Origin of the sequence: Nocardioides agri, assembly GCF_013778305.1 — a bacterium.
Taxonomy (GTDB): domain Bacteria; phylum Actinomycetota; class Actinomycetes; order Propionibacteriales; family Nocardioidaceae; genus Nocardioides; species Nocardioides agri.
The window spans coordinates 1,777,763-1,795,461 of record NZ_JACEIC010000002.1 but is presented as its reverse complement, the minus strand read 5'-3'; the positions used below and the strand labels follow the sequence as shown (position 1 = coordinate 1,795,461).

Annotated in this window: 19 protein-coding genes; 13 read left to right on the top strand and 6 right to left on the bottom strand. The window is 72.4% G+C overall.

Annotation, left to right across the window (positions count from 1 at the left end):
* The first annotated feature begins 132 nt into the window (after positions 1–132).
* From dnaK to HZF07_RS13305, 4 genes are read left to right on the top strand one after another with little or no spacing between them, the layout of a single operon-like run.
* Positions 133–1,995 carry a molecular chaperone DnaK gene (dnaK, locus tag HZF07_RS13320; protein ID WP_157342279.1) on the top strand — a complete coding sequence of 621 codons (1,863 nt, stop codon included), beginning with the start codon at positions 133–135 and terminating at the stop codon, positions 1,993–1,995.
* Positions 1,992–2,534 (top strand): nucleotide exchange factor GrpE, encoded by a 543-nt coding sequence (gene grpE / locus HZF07_RS13315; protein ID WP_181645161.1) that lies wholly within the window; start codon positions 1,992–1,994, stop codon positions 2,532–2,534. Before dnaK ends, grpE begins: the two co-directional genes overlap by 4 nt.
* 43 nt (positions 2,535–2,577) lie before the next feature.
* Complete coding sequence (gene dnaJ, locus HZF07_RS13310; RefSeq protein ID WP_157342277.1) at positions 2,578–3,762, top strand: molecular chaperone DnaJ; 1,185 nt, start codon at positions 2,578–2,580, stop codon at positions 3,760–3,762.
* 2 nt (positions 3,763–3,764) lie between these two features.
* Positions 3,765–4,199, top strand: coding sequence for a heat shock protein transcriptional repressor HspR (locus tag HZF07_RS13305; protein WP_181645160.1), 435 nt, complete (start codon positions 3,765–3,767; stop codon positions 4,197–4,199).
* A gap of 16 nt (positions 4,200–4,215) precedes the next feature.
* On the opposite strand, the gene HZF07_RS13300 is transcribed toward HZF07_RS13305, so the two are convergent.
* Complete coding sequence (locus HZF07_RS13300; RefSeq protein ID WP_157342275.1) at positions 4,216–4,977, bottom strand: Ig-like domain-containing protein; 762 nt, start codon at positions 4,975–4,977, stop codon at positions 4,216–4,218.
* Between the two features lie 176 nt (positions 4,978–5,153).
* Here HZF07_RS13300 and HZF07_RS13295 point away from each other — a divergent pair, with 176 nt between their 5' ends.
* The 6 genes from HZF07_RS13295 (at position 5,154) to HZF07_RS13270 (ending at position 11,819) form a co-directional block, all read left to right on the top strand.
* The gene (locus HZF07_RS13295; RefSeq protein ID WP_157342273.1) at positions 5,154–5,435 is read left to right on the top strand and encodes a hypothetical protein; all 282 of its coding nucleotides are present in this window, start codon (positions 5,154–5,156) and stop codon (positions 5,433–5,435) included.
* Positions 5,432–6,709 carry a hypothetical protein gene (locus HZF07_RS13290; protein WP_157342271.1) on the top strand — a complete coding sequence of 426 codons (1,278 nt, stop codon included), beginning with the start codon at positions 5,432–5,434 and terminating at the stop codon, positions 6,707–6,709. Before HZF07_RS13295 ends, HZF07_RS13290 begins: the two co-directional genes overlap by 4 nt.
* Positions 6,710–6,720: 11 nt before the next feature.
* Complete coding sequence (locus HZF07_RS13285; RefSeq protein WP_157342269.1) at positions 6,721–7,512, top strand: hypothetical protein; 792 nt, start codon at positions 6,721–6,723, stop codon at positions 7,510–7,512.
* Positions 7,499–8,077, top strand: a complete 579-nt coding sequence (locus HZF07_RS13280) for a hypothetical protein (protein ID WP_157342267.1) — start codon at positions 7,499–7,501, stop codon at positions 8,075–8,077. Before HZF07_RS13285 ends, HZF07_RS13280 begins: the two co-directional genes overlap by 14 nt.
* Before the next feature lie 122 nt (positions 8,078–8,199).
* A complete protein-coding gene (clpB, locus tag HZF07_RS13275; RefSeq protein WP_157342265.1) occupies positions 8,200–10,791 on the top strand; it encodes an ATP-dependent chaperone ClpB in 2,592 nt (863 codons plus the stop codon).
* 41 nt (positions 10,792–10,832) lie between these two features.
* Entirely contained in the window at positions 10,833–11,819 is a 987-nt protein-coding gene (locus HZF07_RS13270; protein ID WP_157342263.1) for a hypothetical protein, read from the top strand.
* On the opposite strand, the gene HZF07_RS13265 is transcribed toward HZF07_RS13270, so the two are convergent.
* Complete coding sequence (locus HZF07_RS13265) at positions 11,808–12,962, bottom strand: pyridoxal phosphate-dependent aminotransferase (protein ID WP_157342261.1); 1,155 nt, start codon at positions 12,960–12,962, stop codon at positions 11,808–11,810. The genes HZF07_RS13270 and HZF07_RS13265 overlap by 12 nt on opposite strands.
* A 32-nt stretch (positions 12,963–12,994) precedes the next feature.
* On the opposite strand from HZF07_RS13265, the gene pyrE reads away from it, so the two are divergent.
* Positions 12,995–13,519: an orotate phosphoribosyltransferase gene (gene pyrE / locus HZF07_RS13260; protein WP_309504725.1), complete on the top strand. Its 525-nt coding sequence runs from the start codon at positions 12,995–12,997 to the stop codon at positions 13,517–13,519.
* 16 nt (positions 13,520–13,535) lie between these two features.
* On the opposite strand, the gene HZF07_RS13255 is transcribed toward pyrE, so the two are convergent.
* Entirely contained in the window at positions 13,536–14,279 is a 744-nt protein-coding gene (locus HZF07_RS13255; RefSeq protein ID WP_309504724.1) for a DedA family protein, read from the bottom strand.
* 110 nt (positions 14,280–14,389) lie between these two features.
* On the opposite strand from HZF07_RS13255, the gene HZF07_RS13250 reads away from it, so the two are divergent.
* Positions 14,390–15,028, top strand: a complete 639-nt coding sequence (locus tag HZF07_RS13250) for a TrmH family RNA methyltransferase (protein WP_157345215.1) — start codon at positions 14,390–14,392, stop codon at positions 15,026–15,028.
* A gap of 5 nt (positions 15,029–15,033) precedes the next feature.
* On the opposite strand, the gene HZF07_RS13245 is transcribed toward HZF07_RS13250, so the two are convergent.
* Genes HZF07_RS13245 through HZF07_RS13235 form a run of 3 tightly spaced genes read right to left on the bottom strand, consistent with a single transcriptional unit; the run spans position 15,034 to position 16,450 of the window.
* A complete protein-coding gene (locus tag HZF07_RS13245) occupies positions 15,034–15,753 on the bottom strand; it encodes a hypothetical protein (RefSeq protein WP_157342259.1) in 720 nt (239 codons plus the stop codon).
* Between the two features lie 49 nt (positions 15,754–15,802).
* Positions 15,803–16,282 carry an SLOG cluster 4 domain-containing protein gene (locus HZF07_RS13240; protein ID WP_157342257.1) on the bottom strand — a complete coding sequence of 160 codons (480 nt, stop codon included), beginning with the start codon at positions 16,280–16,282 and terminating at the stop codon, positions 15,803–15,805.
* A gap of 9 nt (positions 16,283–16,291) precedes the next feature.
* The gene (locus HZF07_RS13235; protein ID WP_157342255.1) at positions 16,292–16,450 is read right to left on the bottom strand and encodes a hypothetical protein; all 159 of its coding nucleotides are present in this window, start codon (positions 16,448–16,450) and stop codon (positions 16,292–16,294) included.
* Positions 16,451–16,632: 182 nt separating this feature from the next.
* On the opposite strand from HZF07_RS13235, the gene fbaA reads away from it, so the two are divergent.
* Positions 16,633–17,664: a class II fructose-bisphosphate aldolase gene (gene fbaA / locus HZF07_RS13230; protein ID WP_157342253.1), complete on the top strand. Its 1,032-nt coding sequence runs from the start codon at positions 16,633–16,635 to the stop codon at positions 17,662–17,664.
* Positions 17,665–17,699: the final 35 nt, after the last annotated feature.

Here is a 17,699-nt window from a genome sequence, read left to right as displayed (position 1 = left end):
AGGGCGCGACCATCCTGCGTTGTGCCGTGTGACGAAACTTGAGTTGAGTCGACTCAAGTGATTTGGCAGACTGGCTGCGGCGACGCAGGATGGGTCGCGCAGCAACACCGAAGCTCAACGGAGGTAGCAGAAATGGCACGTGCGGTCGGCATCGACCTCGGCACGACGAACAGCGTCGTCGCCGTCCTGGAGGGCGGCGAGCCCACCGTCATCGCGAACGCGGAGGGCGCCCGGACGACGCCGTCGGTCGTCGCCTTCGCCAAGAACGGCGAGGTGCTGGTCGGCGAGGTCGCCAAGCGCCAGGCCGTCACCAACGTCGACCGGACGATCCGCTCGGTCAAGCGCCACATGGGCACCGACTGGAAGCAGCAGGTCGACGACAAGACCTTCACCCCGCAGCAGATCAGCGCGTTCGTGCTGCAGAAGCTCAAGCGCGACGCGGAGGCCTACCTCGGCGAGCCGGTCACCGACGCGGTGATCACGGTGCCGGCGTACTTCTCCGACGCGCAGCGCCAGGCGACCAAGGAGGCCGGCGAGATCGCGGGCCTCAACGTCTCGCGCATCGTCAACGAGCCGACGGCCGCCGCGCTGGCCTACGGCCTCGACAAGGGCGACGACCAGACGATCCTCGTCTTCGACCTGGGTGGCGGCACGTTCGACGTGTCCCTGCTCGAGATCGGCGAGGGCGTCGTCGAGGTCAAGGCGACCTCCGGTGACAACCACCTCGGTGGTGACGACTGGGACGCCCGTGTCGTCGAGTGGATGGTCAAGAAGTTCAAGGACAACAACGGCGTCGACCTCGGTGCCGACAAGATCGCCAAGCAGCGCCTCCAGGAGGCCGCGGAGAAGGCGAAGATCGAGCTGTCCTCGTCCTCCGAGACCACGATCCACCTGCCCTACATCACCCACGGCGAGTCCGGCCCGCTGCACTTCGAGGAGAAGCTGACCCGCAGCGAGTTCCAGAAGCTGACGGCCGACCTGCTCGACCGCACCAAGGCGCCGTTCCAGAGCGTGCTCAAGGACGCCGGCGTCGCGATCGCCGACATCGACCACGTCGTGCTCGTCGGCGGCTCGACGCGCATGCCGGCCGTCACCGACGTCGTCAAGGAGCTGCTCGGCGGCAAGGAGCCCAACAAGGGCGTCAACCCCGACGAGGTCGTCGCCGTCGGCGCGGCCCTCCAGGCCGGCGTCCTCAAGGGCGAGGTCAAGGACGTGCTGCTCCTCGACGTCACCCCGCTGTCGCTCGGCATCGAGACCAAGGGCGGCGTCATGACCACCCTCATCGAGCGCAACACCACGATCCCGACCAAGCGGTCCGAGATCTTCACGACCGCCGACGACAACCAGCCGTCGGTCGAGATCAAGGTCGCCCAGGGCGAGCGCCAGATGTGGTCGCAGAACCAGCCGCTCGGCAACTTCGAGCTGACCGGGCTGCCGCCGGCGCCGCGGGGCATCCCGAAGATCGAGGTCACCTTCGACATCGACGCCAACGGCATCGTGCACGTGACCGCCAAGGACCAGGCCTCCGGCAAGGAGCAGTCGATGACGATCTCCGGCGGCTCCGCGCTGTCGAAGGACGACATCGACCGGATGGTCCGCGAGGCCGAGCAGTACGCCGAGGAGGACGCCAGGCGTCGCGAGGCCGTCGAGGTCCGCAACCAGGCCGACCAGCTCGTCTACACGACCGAGAAGTTCCTCGCCGACAACAGCGACAAGCTCCCCGAGGACGTCAAGACCGAGGTCCAGGCCGACGTCGACGCACTCAAGGCGATCCTCGAGAACGCCGAGGCCAGCGCCGAGGAGCTCCAGGCGGGCATCACCAAGCTCGGTGAGTCCAGCCAGAAGATGGGCGCGGCGATGTACGCCGCCGCGGAGGCCGACGCGGCCGCCGCCGGTGGCTCGGACGGCTCGACCGGCGAGTCCGACGACGACGTCGTCGACGCCGAGATCGTCGACGAGGAGCCGGGCGACGGCACCGAGGGCGAGAGCAAGTGACCGAGCCGTCCCAGGACGAGCAGGTCATCCCCGAGCCTGAGGAGCAGGAGTCCCCTGCTCCTCAGGCCGAGGAGCCCGTCGTCGAGCCCGAGCCCGAGGACGAGCTCGCCGCCGTCCGGCGCCAGCTGGAGGAGCGCACCAACGACCTCCAGCGCAACCAGGCGGAGTTCGTCAACTACAAGCGCCGGGTCGAGCGCGACCGCGAGCTCATCCGCGAGAACGCGACGTACGCCGTGCTCGCGCCGATCGTCGAGGTCCTCGACACCGTCGACCGCGCCCGCGAGCACGGCGACCTCGACCCGGGCTTCCAGGCGGTGGCCGACCAGCTCGAGCGCACGGTCGCGGCCCTCGGCCTGACCAAGTTCGGCGCGCCGGGCGACGCCTTCGACCCGACGGTCCACGAGGCGCTCAGCCACATCGGGGAGGACCCGGAGGTCGAGGTGACCACCTGCAAGGTGATCGCCAAGGCCGGCTACCGGATCGGCGACCGCGTCGTCCGCGCCGCGCAGGTCCTCGTCGTGGACCCCGCGTCGAGCTGACCTGCTGATCACCTGAACACGAGACGAGGGAGGGAGGTGCGCGATGAGCACCAGTGACTTCCGGGCCGACTGGGCACAGAAGGACTTCTACAAGGAGCTGGGCGTCGCGAAGGACGCCAGCGCCGACGACATCAAGAAGGCCTACCGCAAGCTCGCGCGCGCCAACCACCCCGACTCCAACCCCGGCGACAGCGCGCAGAGCAAGGCCAAGCACGACAAGTTCAAGGCGGTCGCCGAGGCCTACGACGTCATCGGTGACCCCGAGAAGCGCAAGAAGTACGACGAGATGCGCTCGCTCTATGGCGGCGGCTTCCGCGGCGGCTACTCCGGCGGAGGGTTCCCCGGCGGCGGTGAGGCCGGCTTCGACCTCAACGACCTGCTCCGCGAGCGGACCGCCGCCGGTGGCGGGTTCGGCGACATGTTCGGCGACCTCTTCGGCGGCGGCCGCGGCGGGCGGACCCGACGTACCCGCGCCCAGAAGGGCCAGGACGTCGAGAGCACCGCGACCATCGGCTTCACCGAGGCCCTCGACGGCGTCACGGTCTCGCTCCGGCTGACGTCCGACTCCGCCTGCCCCGACTGCAAGGGCACGGGCGGGAAGCCGGGCACCAAGCCGCACGTCTGCCCGGAGTGCGACGGCGCGGGCTTCGTCGTGGCCTCGGCGGGCGGCGCGTTCTCGATCAACGAGACCTGCCCGCGGTGCGGCGGCCGCCAGCTCGTCTACGACGAGCCGTGCCCGACCTGCCAGGGCAGCGGGCGCGGCGTCGCCGCGCGCACGATCCAGGCCCGCATCCCCGCGGGCGTCAAGGACGGCCAGCGGATCCGGCTGCGCGGCAAGGGCGCGCCCGGTGAGCACGGCGGTCCTGCCGGCGACCTCTACGTCACCGTCAAGGTCCGGCCGCACCGGCTGTTCGGGCGCAAGGACGACAACCTCACGCTCGACGTCCCGGTCTCCTTCGACGAGCTCACGCTCGGCGCCGAGATCAAGCTGCCGACGCTCGGCGGCGCGCCGGTCACGCTCAAGATCCCCGCAGGGACGCCCAACGGCCGCACCTTCCGGGTGCGCGGGCGCGGGGCGCCGAAGTCCGACGGCACGCGCGGCGACCTGCTCGCCACCGTCGAGGTCCAGGTGCCCGCCGCGGTGGACGGACCGGCCCGCGAGGCGATCGAGGCCTACCGCGCGTCGATGGCGGGCAAGCCGCTGCGGTCGCGGCTCTTCGAGGACTGATCGTGCCCGGCCAGCGCCCGCCCGACCCGCCCGGACCCGACGCCGCTGTCTACGTCATCAGCGTCGCCGCCGAGCTCACCGGCCTGCACCCGCAGACCCTGCGCACCTACGAGCGGATGGGCCTGATCACGCCGGGCCGCACCGGCGGCGGCGGGCGCCGCTACACCCATCGCGACGTCGAGCTGCTGCGTGAGATCAGCGCGCTGACCGCGGCCGGCATCGGGATCGAGGGGGTACGCCGGATCCTCGACCTGCAGAACCGGGTCGACGCCCTCGTGCAGCGCAACGAGGAGCTCCAGGCCGAGCTGGGTGCGACCCGCGAGGCGCTGCGTCAGGCGGCCACGGCCCGGCGGGCCGGCGGCCCGCCCAACAAGCTCCCCGTCCTCCGAGCGCCCGAGCCCGGCCAGTCCGTGGTGGTCTGGCGTCGGGGCCGCTAGCTGGCGCCCCTCCCGGTCAGGGGACGACGGTGACCGTGATCGGCGTCGAGTAGATGTAGTCGGCGAACTCCGGGCCGTCGGTGTAGAACGCCTGGTAGGTGTAGGTGCCGGGCTGCTTGTCCGCCCACACGTTGTCGAGGAACGTCTGGAAGACGAAGCTGCCGTCGGCCTCGACCTTCGCCATGCAGCAGTAGTCCGGCGAGCTGCTGCCGCCCTTGACGTTGCCGTTCTCGTAGATGTCGACGTAGCCGGTCGTGGCGACCTGGTCCTTGAACCTCACGGTGCCGCTCGGACCGTCGGGCATCTGGTACTGCGGCGTCGTCTTCGAGATCGTGAAGGTAGCCGCCGAGAGGTTGAGAGCCGAGTCGTAGACCCGGACCTGCACCGAGCGCTTCTTGCCCCGGTAGGTCGCGGTGACCGTGTAGAGCCCGGGCGCGTTGGTGCTCGCCAGTCGGTACGACGCCTGGCCGCGTTTGAGCCGGGCGGTGCTCACGGCCGTGCCGTTGAGCGAGAACGTCACCTTGCCGCGGGCCTTCTTCCTGCCCTTCGTGACGGTGGCCGTGACCTTGACGCCCTCCTGGCCGTAGTGCGAGTAGGCCTTCGAGCGCTTCAGCTTGATCCTGGGCTTGGCCGCCCTCGGCGTGGCGAACGCCTCGGCTTCCGCGGACCGCACGCCCGCGGCGGCGCCCGCCGCGGAGGTGGTCGTGATCGCAGCCGTCGGGACGCTCAGCGCGAGGGCGGCGACGACGGCGGTGGCGGTGCGGCTGATGACGTTCACGGGCGTGCTCCCCGGGTCGGCGGTGGTCGGTGCTCGTGCCGCCGTGGAAGGACGCGCCCGAGATGACTGGTTGCTGCCCGAGCACCTTTGCGGGCAAACAGCCGTCCGCACGCTGGTCTAGTCCGGTTCTGGGGGGTGTCAGCGCGCGCGACATGGGGTAGACGATCCCCGTGCTCGTGGTCGAATCAGCCTCCCTCGTCAGTGCCGGCGGCCAGGTCGACGGCATCGCCGACGCCCTGGCCGACATCGACGTCGCCAGCCCCTTCGGCGAGGTCTCCGACGGCCTGGTCGGGTCGGAGACCAGCCAGGCGTGCCTGTGGGTGTCCACGCGTCTCGGGGCCGCGGTCCAGGTGTACGCCGACCGGATCCGCCACGTGGCCGGCTCGGCACGCGGCACGGCGGAGCTCTTCGACACCGCGGACGGCGCGGTGGCCCAGGCGTTCGGGCCGTCGCGATGAGCACGCTCTCCATCCCCCAGGTCCGGCAGTGGCGACCGGCCGCGCTCGAGACCGCTGCGACCGCGGTCGGCGCCGCGTCGACCGCGGTCGACGATCAGGCGCGCTCGCTGAGCAGCGCGCTCGAGGGCGCGCTCACCGACGCCGGCGGCCGCTGGGCCGACGCCGCCCGCGACCGGGCCGCCGACGAGGCCAGGATCGGGGCCCAGCTCGCGGACGCCCTCGACACCGCCCGTCAGGTCCTGTCCCGGGGCGCGGGCGACATCGGCCGTGCTCGCACCCTGCTCCTCGACACGATCAGCGCGGCACAGGCCGACGGGTTCCAGATCGGTGACGACGGCACCGTCACAGCGCCGACGCTCCCGCCCGTGCTCACCTCTCCCGACCACGCCGAGGCCGCCGTCGCGGCGCGGAACGCCGACCAGCAACGGCTCAACGACCGGGCGCAGGGCATCGCCGACGACATCGCCCACGCGCTGGAGGCCGTCGCGGACGCCGACCGTACCGCCGCCCGCGGGCTCGGCGACGTCGAGTTCCCGCAGACGTTGGAGTCGGCCGTCGACGCCTACCTCGACCGCGCCTGGCAGACCCGGGACCTGCTGGGCGCGCTCGGTGCGGCCGGCGCCGGCGCGGTGAGCCTCGCCGCCCTCCTCAAGAAGTCGGTCGGGCTCTTCGGACGGTCGAAGTCCTTCCTCGACTTCCTGAAGTCCTCCACCGCCCCGATCACCGACTACGAGACGTTCCTGCGCAACATCAACGCCAGCGACGACGCGCTCAAGGCGTTCGTCAACGGGAAGGCCGACGGCGGACTGGCCAGGTTCCTCATCGGCGCCCGCGCCGCCAAGCTGGCCGGCAAGGTCTTCCTGCCGCTGACCGTGGCCACCGGCGCGATGGACGCCGTCACCGGCGGCGGGTACGACGGCGCGCGCGGGTGGGCCACCCGCGGCTTCGGCCTGGCCGGTGCCGCAGGAGGCGGAGCGCTGCTGGCGAGCTCGGCCGGTCTCATCGCCCTGGGCCCGGTCGGCGTCGGGATCGCCGGCGCCGCCGTCCTGGGCTACGGCGCCTGGACCCTCGGCAACTACGTCTACGACCACTGGGACGACATCACCGAGTTCGGCGGCAAGGCCCTCGACTGGACCGGCGACCGGCTCGACGACGTCGCCGACGCGGCCGACGCCGCCACCGACTGGGCCGGCGACCGGCTCGCCGACGCTGGCAACGCGCTCGAGGACGCCGGGAAGTCCGCCGTCCACACCGTCACGCTCGGACTGCTCTAGGGATGGAGACCATGACCCCGCCGCACGCCGGGCCGGCCACCGAGCCCGTGTTCGTGGAGGTGCTCACCGACGAGGAGCTCGCGGTGCTCAGCACGCCGGGCCCGATGCCGGTGACGCCGTACCTGCGCGACCTCGACCCGGCGCACGCCGACACCGCCCGCCGCACGGCGTACCGCTCGCTGGTCGCCCGCGGCATCGTCGACGCGCCGACGCCGGAGCCGATCGCCGCGGCGACCGCCGCGTCGAGCCGGGAGGTCGAGCTGATGGTCCGGCAGGACGTGCGCTCGGTGGTCGCGCTGCGGGAGGCCGCCCAGGTCGTGGTCGCGGTCGCGCGCACCGCGGCGGCCGCCCAGGACTTCTGGTACGCCCACGTCGTCGACGACGTGGTGCTGCTGGAGGAGGTGAGCCGCGACGGCATGCACCGCTTCGCCCTCGCCGAGACGGAGTGGCTGCTCGGACCGGAGGGACTGGCGGCCGCAGCCGCCGTGCACCCCGACGCCGGGGACCGCGCCGAGGGGCCCGACGTGGCTGTCGAGGCCGAGGCCGGAGACCCGACCCCGCCGCCGGCCGTGCTCGAGGCACTGGGTGAGTCGTTCGTGCGCGCCGACGTCGTCGTCCGTCGGCCGGGCGACACCGAGCCGCCGGCGTTCGCGCTGTTCACCGGCCCCGCCGGCTGCTGGTGCGTCGAGGCGGCGCAGCCGCCGCTCGTGGCTCGACCGGTCACGGCCGAGCAGGCCCGGGGCCGCGTGGCCGATGCGGTCGGTGCCGTCCGGGCCGAGGCGGTGACCCTTGGCCGCGGGTGAGCGGGTCCGCGTCCCCGCGCTGCTCAGCCGCGAGACGACGATGTGGCTCGCGGTCGGTGCCGCGGTGGTCGGCGTCGTGGCGGTGCTCGCGTGGGTCGGCGCGACCCAGCCGGAGAACCTGCCGTTCGTGGTGGCCGCCGCCGTGCTGGTCGTCCTCGGTGTGGTGGCCCTCGTGGGCCGGCGCACCTGGCTCGACGTGCAGCACGGGACCGTGGTGCGCGAGACCTGCTTCGTGCCGCGCGGCCCGGTCGGCTGGGCCGACGCCGAGCGCGTGGCGTTCGTCAACAACCGTGCGGGCCAGGTGCTGCTCGAGGTGCGCGGTGCCGGCCGGCGCTCCTCGCTCTACCTGCCGCTGGTCGCGGTCGACGTCGGCGGCGACCGCAGCCAGGACCCGGCCTTCCTGCGCACCCTGGCCGACCAGGTCGAGCGGTGGGCACCGCGGCGCGACTCCGTGGTGGCCGGCCTCCGGGCCCAGGCCGAGCACGGCGAGAGCGGCGGGTCGGTCCGCACCTCGCCGCTCGCCCGCCGCTACCTCGCGAGCGGCCGGCGCACCGCCTCGAGCTGAGCGAGGATCGGTGCCCGCCGAGGGCGAAGTTGAGTGGAATGCACTCAACTTCACCGACGTTGATCCCAGTGAGGTCACGCATCCGGTGGCCGCCACGCACGATCACCAGGAGAATCACCGCCATGAGCCAGTTCGGCGCTGACAAGTTCACGACGCGCAGCCGCGAGGCGATCGAAGCCGCGCAGCTGGCCGCGACCACCGCCGGGAACACCCACACCGAGCCGATCCACCTGCTCGTCGCGCTGCTGCGCCAGAAGGACGGCACCGCGCGCAACCTGGTCACGAAGGCCGGGGTCGACGCCGACGAGCTGACCGCGAAGGCCGAGGCGGCCCTCTCGGCGCTGCCCACGGCCACCGGCGCCACCGTCCAGCAGCCGTCCGGGTCGGCCGCGCTCACCCGGGTGCTGGCGGCCGCGCTCGACCTCGCCCAGGGCATGAAGGACGAGTACGTCGCCGCCGAGCACCTGCTGATCGCCACCGCGGGCGTGGAGAGCAGCGCCCAGCGGGTGCTGCTCGACGCCGGCCTGAGCGAGGCCGGGCTGCGCGAGGGGCTCACCGCCGTGCGCGGCAACCGCCGCGTGACGAGCCAGGACGCGGAGTCGACGTACGAGGCCCTGGAGAAGTACTCCGTCGACCTCACCGCCGCCGCCGAGGAGGGCAAGCTCGACCCCGTCATCGGCCGCGACGCCGAGATCCGCCGCGTCGTGCAGGTGCTCTCGCGGCGCACCAAGAACAACCCCGTGCTGATCGGCGAGCCGGGCGTCGGCAAGACCGCGGTCGTCGAGGGCCTGGCCCAGCGGGTCGTCGCCGGTGACGTGCCCGACTCCCTCAAGGGTCGCCGGGTGCTCAGCCTCGACCTGGCCGCGATGGTGGCCGGTGCGAAGTACCGCGGCGAGTTCGAGGAGCGGCTCAAGGCCGTGCTCGAGGAGATCAAGAACGCCGGCGGTCAGATCATCACGTTCATCGACGAGCTGCACACGGTCGTCGGCGCGGGCGCCGGCGGCGACTCCGCCATGGACGCCGGCAACATGCTCAAGCCGATGCTCGCGCGCGGCGAGCTGCACATGATCGGCGCCACCACCCTCGACGAGTACCGCGAGCGGATCGAGAAGGACCCGGCGCTCGAGCGGCGATTCCAGCAGCTCTTCGTGGGCGAGCCGTCCGTCGAGGACACCATCCAGATCCTGCGCGGCATCCAGGAGAAGTACGAAGCCCACCACGGGGTGCGGATCACCGACGCCGCCCTGGTCGCCGCCGCGACGCTCTCCGACCGCTACATCCCCGGCCGGCAGCTGCCCGACAAGGCCATCGACCTCGTCGACGAGGCGGCCTCGCGGCTGCGCATGGAGATCGAGTCCTCCCCGGAGGAGATCGACCGGCTGCGCCGCCAGGTCGAGCGCCTGAAGATGGAGGAGTTCGCGCTCGGGCGCGAGTCCGACGCGGCGTCCGCCGAGCGGCTGGGCGCGCTGCGCGCCGACCTCGCTGACAAGGAGGAGGCGCTGCGCGCGCTCGAGGTGCGCTGGGAGCGCGAGAAGGCCAGCCTCGAGGACGAGGGCGAGCTGCGCCGTCGCCTCGACGCCGTCAAGGTGCAGGCCGACCGGCTGATGCGCGAGGGCCGGCTCGACGAGGCCAGCGAGATCCTCTACGGCCAGATCCCGATGCTCGAGAAGCGGCTCCGCGAGGCCGCCGACGCCGAGCGCTCCGAGGTGGAGCCGCTGGTCGGGGAGCAGGTCGGAGCCGAGGAGATCGCCCAGGTCGTCGAGTCCTGGACCGGCATCCCCGTCGGCCGGATGCTCGAGGGCGAGACGGCCAAGCTGCTGCGGATGGAGGAGGTCATCGGCGAGCGGCTGATCGGTCAGCGGGCCGCGGTGAGCGCCGTCAGCGACGCCGTGCGCCGCTCGCGGGCCGGGCTGGCGGACCCCAACCGGCCGACCGGATCCTTCCTCTTCCTCGGCCCCACCGGCACCGGCAAGACCGAGCTCGCCAAGTCGCTCGCCGACTTCCTCTTCGACGACGAGCGCGCGATCGTGCGCATCGACATGAGCGAGTACTCCGAGAAGCACTCGGTCGCGCGCCTGGTCGGCGCGCCTCCCGGCTACGTGGGGTACGACGAGGGCGGCCAGCTCACCGAGGCGGTCCGCCGCCGTCCCTACTCCGTCGTGCTGCTCGACGAGGTCGAGAAGGCGCACCCGGAGGTCTTCGACATCCTGCTCCAGGTGCTCGACGACGGCCGGCTCACCGACGGCCAGGGCCGCACCGTCGACTTCCGCAACACCCTGCTGATCCTCACGAGCAACCTCGGATCGGCGTACCTCGTCGACCCGACGCTCGACGCCGACAAGAAGAGGGAGTCCGTGCTGGCCACGGTGCGGGCGTCGTTCAAGCCGGAGTTCCTCAACCGACTCGACGAGGTGGTGATCTTCGACGCGCTGACGCTCGAGGAGCTCTCGCACATCGTCGACCTCCAGCTCGCGCTGCTGGAGAAGCGGCTCGCGGTGCGCCGGATCTCGATCGAGGTCACCGACGACGCCAAGCGCTGGCTCGCCGAGACCGGCTACGACCCGGCCTACGGCGCCCGCCCGCTGCGACGCCTCATCCAGACCGCGATCGGCGACCCGCTCGCGAAGCTGCTGATCGGCGGCGAGGTCGCCGACGGCGGCACGGTGACGGTCGACCGCTCCGACGACGGGCTGACGATCACCACCGCATCCTGACGAGGCACGTCTGCCGCCAGACCCGTGGTGGAATGGGCTGCATGAGCGACCCGAACGCCGGCCGGCCCCGCCAGGTGACCCTGGCGGGGTGGATGCTCATGGCCGGGTCCGCGCTCGCCGTCCTGCTCGTCGCGGACCGGCTGTCGGCGCTGCACAGCCTGGAGAGCCGGCAGGCCGTGGAGCAGTTCCTGTCGCGTGAGCCCGGCTCCGGCCTCGGGCTCGACGTCGACGGCGCGCTCAGCCTGATCCGCACCGCCGCGATGGTCACCGCGGGCTGCGCGACCGCCGCCGGCATCCTCGGCTACCAGGTGCTGCGCCGCAGCCGCAGCGCCCGCCTCGCCGTGACCGTGCTCGCGGTGCCGATCTTCCTCGCCGGCATGGTGACCGGCGGCTTCGTCACCTCCGTGATCGCGGCGTCCGCGGCGATCCTGTGGCTGCAGCCGGCCCGCGCGTGGTTCGACGGCACCACCCCGCCCGAGCGGCCGGCCGCCGTCGCCGCGCCGACGCCGGGCGGGGCGTCCCCGGCGAGCCCGGCGGCCTCGGTGCCGGCCGCGCCGGGCGCTGCGGCGTACCCGCGCGACGAGCGGCGCCCGGGCGCGGTGCTGTGGGCGTGCGTGCTCACCTGGGTCGCCACCGGAGTGACGCTCTTCGGCCTGGCCGGGAGCGGTGTCGTGCTGGCCGTGCGGACCGACGTCATGCTCGACGAGGCGCACCGCCAGAGCCCCGACCTCGCCGCCCAGGGCGTGACCGACCAGATGCTGGTCGTGGCGACCTACCTGCTCATCGGCGGCATCGGCCTGTGGTGCCTCGCCGCCGCCGGCATCGCGCTCTTCGTGCTCCGAGGCGCGGCCTGGGCGCGGATCGTGCTGCTGGTCTCGGCCGCCGCGGCGAGCGCCGCCTGCCTCGTCGGTGCGGCCGTCGGTGCGGTCGTCCTGCTGCTCCCGCTCGGCGCCAGCGTCGCCACCATCGCCCTGCTGCTGCGCTCCGAGGTCGGTCTCTGGTTCAACCGTCCCCCGCTACGCCGATAGGTCCGCCCGGGCGAGGCGGGCCAGGCCCTCCTCGATGACGGTCCGGTCCTTGCAGAAGGCCCACCGGACCAGGTGGCGCCCGGCGTCGGAGTCGTAGAACCCCTGGGTGGGGATCGCCACGACGCCGGCTCGCTCGGGGAGTGCGAGGCAGAACGCCGTGCCGTCCGCCCAGCCGAGGGCGGAGATGTCGGTCGTCGCGAAGTAGGTGCCCTCGGGCACGCGCACGTCGAGGCCGACCTCGGCCAGTCCGGCGCAGAGCAGGTCCCGCTTCGCGCCGAGCTCCGCGGCGAGGGAGGCCGGGAACTCCCCGGCCTCGTCGAGCGCGAGGGCCACGGCGGGCTGGAGCGGCGAGCCGGAGGTGAACGTCAACCACTGCTTGGCGGCGAGCACCGCGCCCACCAGCGGCGCGGGACCGGTCGCCCAGCCGACCTTCCAGCCGGTGAACGAGTAGGACTTGCCGGCGCTCGACAGCGACAGGGTCCGCTCGAACATGCCGGGCAGCGTCGCGATCGGCACGTGCTCGCTGCCGGCGTAGACGAGGTGCTCGTAGACCTCGTCGGTGATCACCACCAGGTCGTGCGCGATCGCCACGTCGGCGACCGCCTGCAGCTCCGCGCGAGTGAGCACGGTGCCGGTCGGGTTGTGCGGGGAGTTGAGCAGCACGAAGCGGGTCCGGGGCGTCACGGCCGCCCGCAGCTCGTCGACGTCCAGGCGGAAGTCCGGGGCCCGCAGCGTCACCGGGCGGCGTACGCCGCCGGCCATCTGGATCATCGCGGTGTAGGAGTCGTAGTAGGGCTCGAGCACCACGACCTCGTCACCGGGGTCGACGAGCCCGAGCAGCGCGGCGGCGATGCCCTCGGTGGCGCCCGTCGTCACGACGACCTGCGAGTCCGGGTCGAGCTCGAGGCCGTAGTGACGCACCTGGTGGCGGGCGACCGCCTGGCGCAGCTCGGGTACGCCGGGGCCGGGGGCGTACTGGTTCGCCCCGCTGTGCAGCGCGTGCACCGCACGCGCGATCACCTCCGGCGGACCGTCGACGTCGGGGAAGCCCTGCCCGAGGTTGACCGACTGGGTCCGTGCCGCGAGCGCGGACATCGTCGTGAAGATCGTCGGCGGGATGCCCTCGAGGCGGTGCGCCAGCATGTGCCGACCCTAGCCTCGGTAACCTCGGGGCCGTGGACGAGACGCTCGCAGCCGACATCGACGCCCTCTGCCGACTGACGGGGCAGTTCACGCTCCGGTCGGGTCAGCAGGCGACGGAGTACTTCGACAAGTACCTCTTCGAGGCCGACCCCGCGCTCCTGGCGCGCGTCGCGCAGCAGATGGTCGACCTGCTCCCCGAGGACACCGACCTCCTCGGCGGCCTCGAGCTCGGCGGCGTCCCGATCGCGACCATGGTCAGCAGCCTGACCGGCCGCCCCGCGCTCTTCGTGCGCAAGAAGGCCAAGGAGTACGGCACGTGCAAGCTCGCTGAGGGCCAGGACGTCGCCGGCCGGCGGGTGACCCTGATCGAGGACGTCGTCACCACCGGCGGTGCGGTCCGCGACGCGACCCGGGCACTGCGCGAGGCCGGCGCGATCGTCGAGGTCGTGGTCTGCGCCATCGACCGGAGCCCGGCGGGGGAGAACCCGCTCGCCGACGTCGGCCTCGAGGTGCGCCCGGTGCTCACCAAGGCCCAGCTGGACGCCGCCCGGGCGTAGCACCCGGGCGCGGCGCTCAGTCGTGCTTGGTGGTGTCCATGCCCATGATGTCGAGGTCGGGCACGCCGTCGCCGTCGTTGTCATCGGCCCGGCGGCTCGACGTGCGACGGTGCCGCCACCACTCCCACGCGATCGGGACGACGGTGAAGGCGAGGATGACGAGGATCGCCTTGTCGATGTTCTCGCCGAGGCCCGGGAACGCCTGGCCGAGCGTGTAGCCGAGCAGCAGGATGCTGCCGACCCAGAGCAGGGCGCCGACGAAGCTCCACACGAAGAACCGGCGCCGGTTCATCCGGGTCACCCCGGCGACCACGGTGATGAACGTGCGCACGAACGGCACGAAGCGGCCGATCACCAGCGCCTTGTTGCCGTGCCGCTCGAAGAACGCATGGGTCTGGTCGAAGTACTTCTTCTTCAGGAGCCGGCCGTCGCGCTCGTAGAGCGGCGGCCCGATGGCCCGGCCGATCTCGTAGCCGACCACGTTGCCGAGGAACGCCGACGCCGTGAGCAGCACGAAGGCGATTAGCAGCTCGACCACCGGACCGCCCGGGAAGAGGTCGATGGCCTCGGAGTTGATGAAGAGGCCGAGGGCGAAGAGCAGGGTGTCACCGGGCAGGAACGGGAAGAACAGCCCGCACTCGATGAAGATGATCACCAGGCTGACCCAGAACAGTTCGGCTCCGAACCGGTCCAGGAGCCACGCCGGGTCCATCCAGTCCATGCCCAACAGCAGCGGCTGCTGCGCGAGGACGTCGATCACGCCCTAACGGTACCTGCCTGTACCCAGGTGATCGGGATCGATCCCCTACCGTTTCGCACGTGGATGCGGACGGTCAGCAGGCGGAGGGTGCCCGGGCGCCGTACGACCCGATGCCGCACGGCCCGGCCGAGGTCGGCGTCGGGCCCTGGGAGGGGCCGTGGCCCGAGGGTGAGCAGTACGACGCGCGCCTGCTGGCCGAGGGCGATCGCCGCAACGTGGTCGACCGCTACCGGTACTGGACGGTCGAGGCGATCATCGCCGACCTCGACACCCGACGCCACGACTTCCACGTCGCGATCGAGAACTGGCAGCACGACTTCAACATCGGGACGATCGTGCGCTCGGCGAACGCGTTCCTGGCGGCCGAGGTGCACATCGTGGGCAACCGGCGCTGGAACCGGCGCGGCGCGATGGTGACCGACCGCTACCAGCACGTGCGCCACCACCCGGACGTCGCGTCGCTGGCGGCCTACCTCCACGATCGGGGCGTCGTGCTCTACGGCGTCGACAACCTGCCTGGCTCGCTGCACCTGGAGACGACCTCCCTGCCGCGCCGGGTCTGCTTCCTCTTCGGCCAGGAGGGCCCGGGCCTCTCCGCGGGCGCGCGGGCGGCCTGCGACGCGACGTTCTCGATCGCCCAGTTCGGGTCCACCCGCTCGATCAACGCCTCGGCCGCCGGGGCGATCGCGATGCACGCCTGGGTCCGCCAGCACGCCGACCTGTCGGGCGACGACGCCTGGCGGGGCTAGGTGGGTCAGCGCCTGGTCTGGGAGTAGCAGGCCATGACGTACGCGGGGCCGGGCACGTCCACCCAGGTGAAGGACCACCGGGGGGTCGTGACCCTGCCCGGGCAGATCTGGTCGGCCATCAGCCTGATGTTGCGCTGGGTGGTCCTCCCGCGCGCGAAGAACACGTAGGACGACCGCCACGCGTGCGCGTCGGCGCACGTGGTGTGGGCCGCCTTCCTCGTCAGGCAGGCGGCGACCGAGTCGGGGAGCCGGTTGCTCAGCCGGGGGAGCGGGTTCGGCAGCTCCCCCAGCCGGTCGTCCTCCGCCACGACGGCGTGGCACGAGAACCATCGCGCGCCCGCCGCCTGCTGGCCGGGGTCCGGGCCGAAGAAGATCACCGAGTACTGCGAGCGGAGGAGCAGGAGCGGGTTGCGGCCGACCTTGCGGAACAGCGCCAGCCAGCACTGCTCGGACATCACGTCGAGGAGCTGCTCCTGCGGGTGGTCCCAGGTGAGGGGCGGGGGCAGCATCCCGGTCGCGACGACCTGCGCCGTGTGCGGTGCGGCGCAGTCGACGGGGGCCTGGTCGAGCCAGGCGTCGGCGGCCTCGCCAGCGGTGACCGCGAAGCACGAGCCGACGGCGGGGGCGCCGCTCGCGGCCGGGTCGTCGACCGCGACGGCGGTCCCGGAGCCGACCAGGCCGACACCGACGAGCAGGGCGGCGATGCCGCCGAGGATGCGAGGCACGGCGCCAGGCTAGGGCTCGGCCGGGCTCGATGTGTGAAAGTCGATCGATTTAATGGCCATGTGGCCGCAGGACGGTGCTGACCCAGGCGACCGCGGCCGAGGCATCGGACGCGACCACGCCGACGTCCTCGGGGAGCTCCCACGGGTCGAGGAGCACGAGCGGGACGCCGGTGCGCCGGGCCAGCGCGATCTCGCTGAGCGTGCCCCAGGAGCAGCCGACCGCCACGACGGCGTCGGCAGCGCGCACGAGCAGCCCGTTGCGCAGCTCGCCGAGACCGGTCGGCAGGAGATAGGTGTGCTCGGGTGAGCCCGCGGCCCGGTCGAGCCCCGGGAGGAGCCCGATCGAGACCCCGCCCGCGGCCCGAGCGCCGCGGGCGGCGGCCTCCATCACGCCGTGGTGGCCGCCGGTCAGCATCACCGCCCCCGTCGCGGCGAGCTCCCGGCCGACCTGCTCGGCGTGGCTCAGGTCGGTCGGCCGGGCTCCGTCGGCGGGGCCGACGACGGCGACGTACCGGCCGACGAGGGACATGCCCTCACGCTAGCGGCGGGGCTCCTCGGGGCGGGCGCGTTCGATCGGGTGCCGGAGCCACTCCTGCCACGGGAGGGGACGGCGGGCCTCCCGGCGTTCGCGCGCCCGGTCCTCGCGCACGGACCGCTCCACCTCTGCGTCGATGAACTCCGCGATGTCGATGCTCATGAACCCGTCTCCCCGTGGTCGTGACGGCCGTCCTGACCGGCCCTCACCCCTAGAGACGCTCCCGGCGCCGATTTCGTTGCGTCCGGGGTCGGAGGTCCCTGATCGGGGGGCGACCGGCCCTCGGAGGACCCGCCGGTAGCCACTAGGGTCGGAGCAGAGCCGAGATCGCCTGAGGAGCCTTCATGCCCATCGTCACCCCCGAGAAGTACGCCGAGATGCTGGATACCGCCAAGGGCAACGCGTTCGCGTTCCCGGCGATCAACGTGTCCTCCTCGCAGACCCTGAACGCCGCCCTCAAGGGCTTCGCCGACGCCGGCTCGGACGGCATCATCCAGGTCTCCACCGGCGGTGCCGAGTACCTCTCCGGCCCGTCGGTCAAGGACATGGTGGCCGGCTCCGTCGCGTTCGCGGCGTACGCCGCCGAGGTCGCGAAGAACTACCCGGTCAACATCGCGCTGCACACCGACCACTGCCCCAAGGACAAGCTCGACGGCTTCGTGCGGCCGCTGCTGACCCTCTCCGAGGAGCGCGTCTCCCGGGGCGAGGCACCGCTGTTCCAGTCCCACATGTGGGACGGCTCCGCGGTGCCGCTCGACGAGAACCTCGCGATCGCCGAGGAGCTGCTCGACCGCTGCATCAAGGCCAAGGTCATCCTCGAGATCGAGGTCGGCGTGGTCGGCGGCGAGGAGGACGGCGTCGAGAACGAGATCAACGAGAAGCTCTACTCGACCCCCGAGGACGCCATCGCGACGGCGCGCGCGCTCGGGTACGGCGACCGCGGCTACTACATGACCGCGCTCACCTTCGGCAACGTGCACGGCGTCTACAAGCCCGGCGGCGTCAAGCTGCGCCCGGAGGTGCTCAAGGAGGCGCAGGCCGCGGTGGTCTCCGAGTTCGGCCTCGAGGACGGCGCCAAGCCGTTCCACCTCGTCTTCCACGGCGGTTCGGGCTCGCTGCCCGAGGAGATCGCGGCCGCCGTCGACTACGGCGTGGTCAAGATGAACGTCGACACCGACACCCAGTACGCCTTCACCCGCCCGGTCGCCGCGCACATGTTCCAGAACTACGACGGTGTCCTCAAGGTTGACGGCGAGGTCGGCAACAAGAAGCAGTACGACCCGCGCGCCTGGGGCAAGGCCGCCGAGGCCGGCATGGCCGCTCGCGTGGTCGAGGCGTGCGAGAACCTGCGGTCGGCGGGCAAGTCGATCGGCTGATCCTCGGCCGGACGTCATACGGACAGTGGCAAGGG

Excerpts from the sequence above, each read along its gene's own strand:
- clpB (WP_157342265.1), top strand. The coding sequence starts at position 8,200 with ATGAGCCAGTTCGGCGCTGACAAGTTCACGACGCGCAGCCGCGAGGCG.
- HZF07_RS13235 (WP_157342255.1), bottom strand. The coding sequence starts at position 16,450 with ATGAGCATCGACATCGCGGAGTTCATCGACGCAGAGGTGGAGCGGTCC.
- HZF07_RS13290 (WP_157342271.1), top strand. The coding sequence starts at position 5,432 with ATGAGCACGCTCTCCATCCCCCAGGTCCGGCAGTGGCGACCGGCCGCG.
- HZF07_RS13285 (WP_157342269.1), top strand. The coding sequence starts at position 6,721 with ATGACCCCGCCGCACGCCGGGCCGGCCACCGAGCCCGTGTTCGTGGAG.
- HZF07_RS13265 (WP_157342261.1), bottom strand. The coding sequence starts at position 12,962 with ATGCTGGCGCACCGCCTCGAGGGCATCCCGCCGACGATCTTCACGACG.
- dnaJ (WP_157342277.1), top strand. The coding sequence starts at position 2,578 with ATGAGCACCAGTGACTTCCGGGCCGACTGGGCACAGAAGGACTTCTAC.
- HZF07_RS13270 (WP_157342263.1), top strand. The coding sequence starts at position 10,833 with ATGAGCGACCCGAACGCCGGCCGGCCCCGCCAGGTGACCCTGGCGGGG.
- fbaA (WP_157342253.1), top strand. The coding sequence starts at position 16,633 with ATGCCCATCGTCACCCCCGAGAAGTACGCCGAGATGCTGGATACCGCC.
- dnaK (WP_157342279.1), top strand. The coding sequence starts at position 133 with ATGGCACGTGCGGTCGGCATCGACCTCGGCACGACGAACAGCGTCGTC.
- HZF07_RS13250 (WP_157345215.1), top strand. The coding sequence starts at position 14,390 with ATGCCGCACGGCCCGGCCGAGGTCGGCGTCGGGCCCTGGGAGGGGCCG.
- HZF07_RS13240 (WP_157342257.1), bottom strand. The coding sequence starts at position 16,282 with ATGTCCCTCGTCGGCCGGTACGTCGCCGTCGTCGGCCCCGCCGACGGA.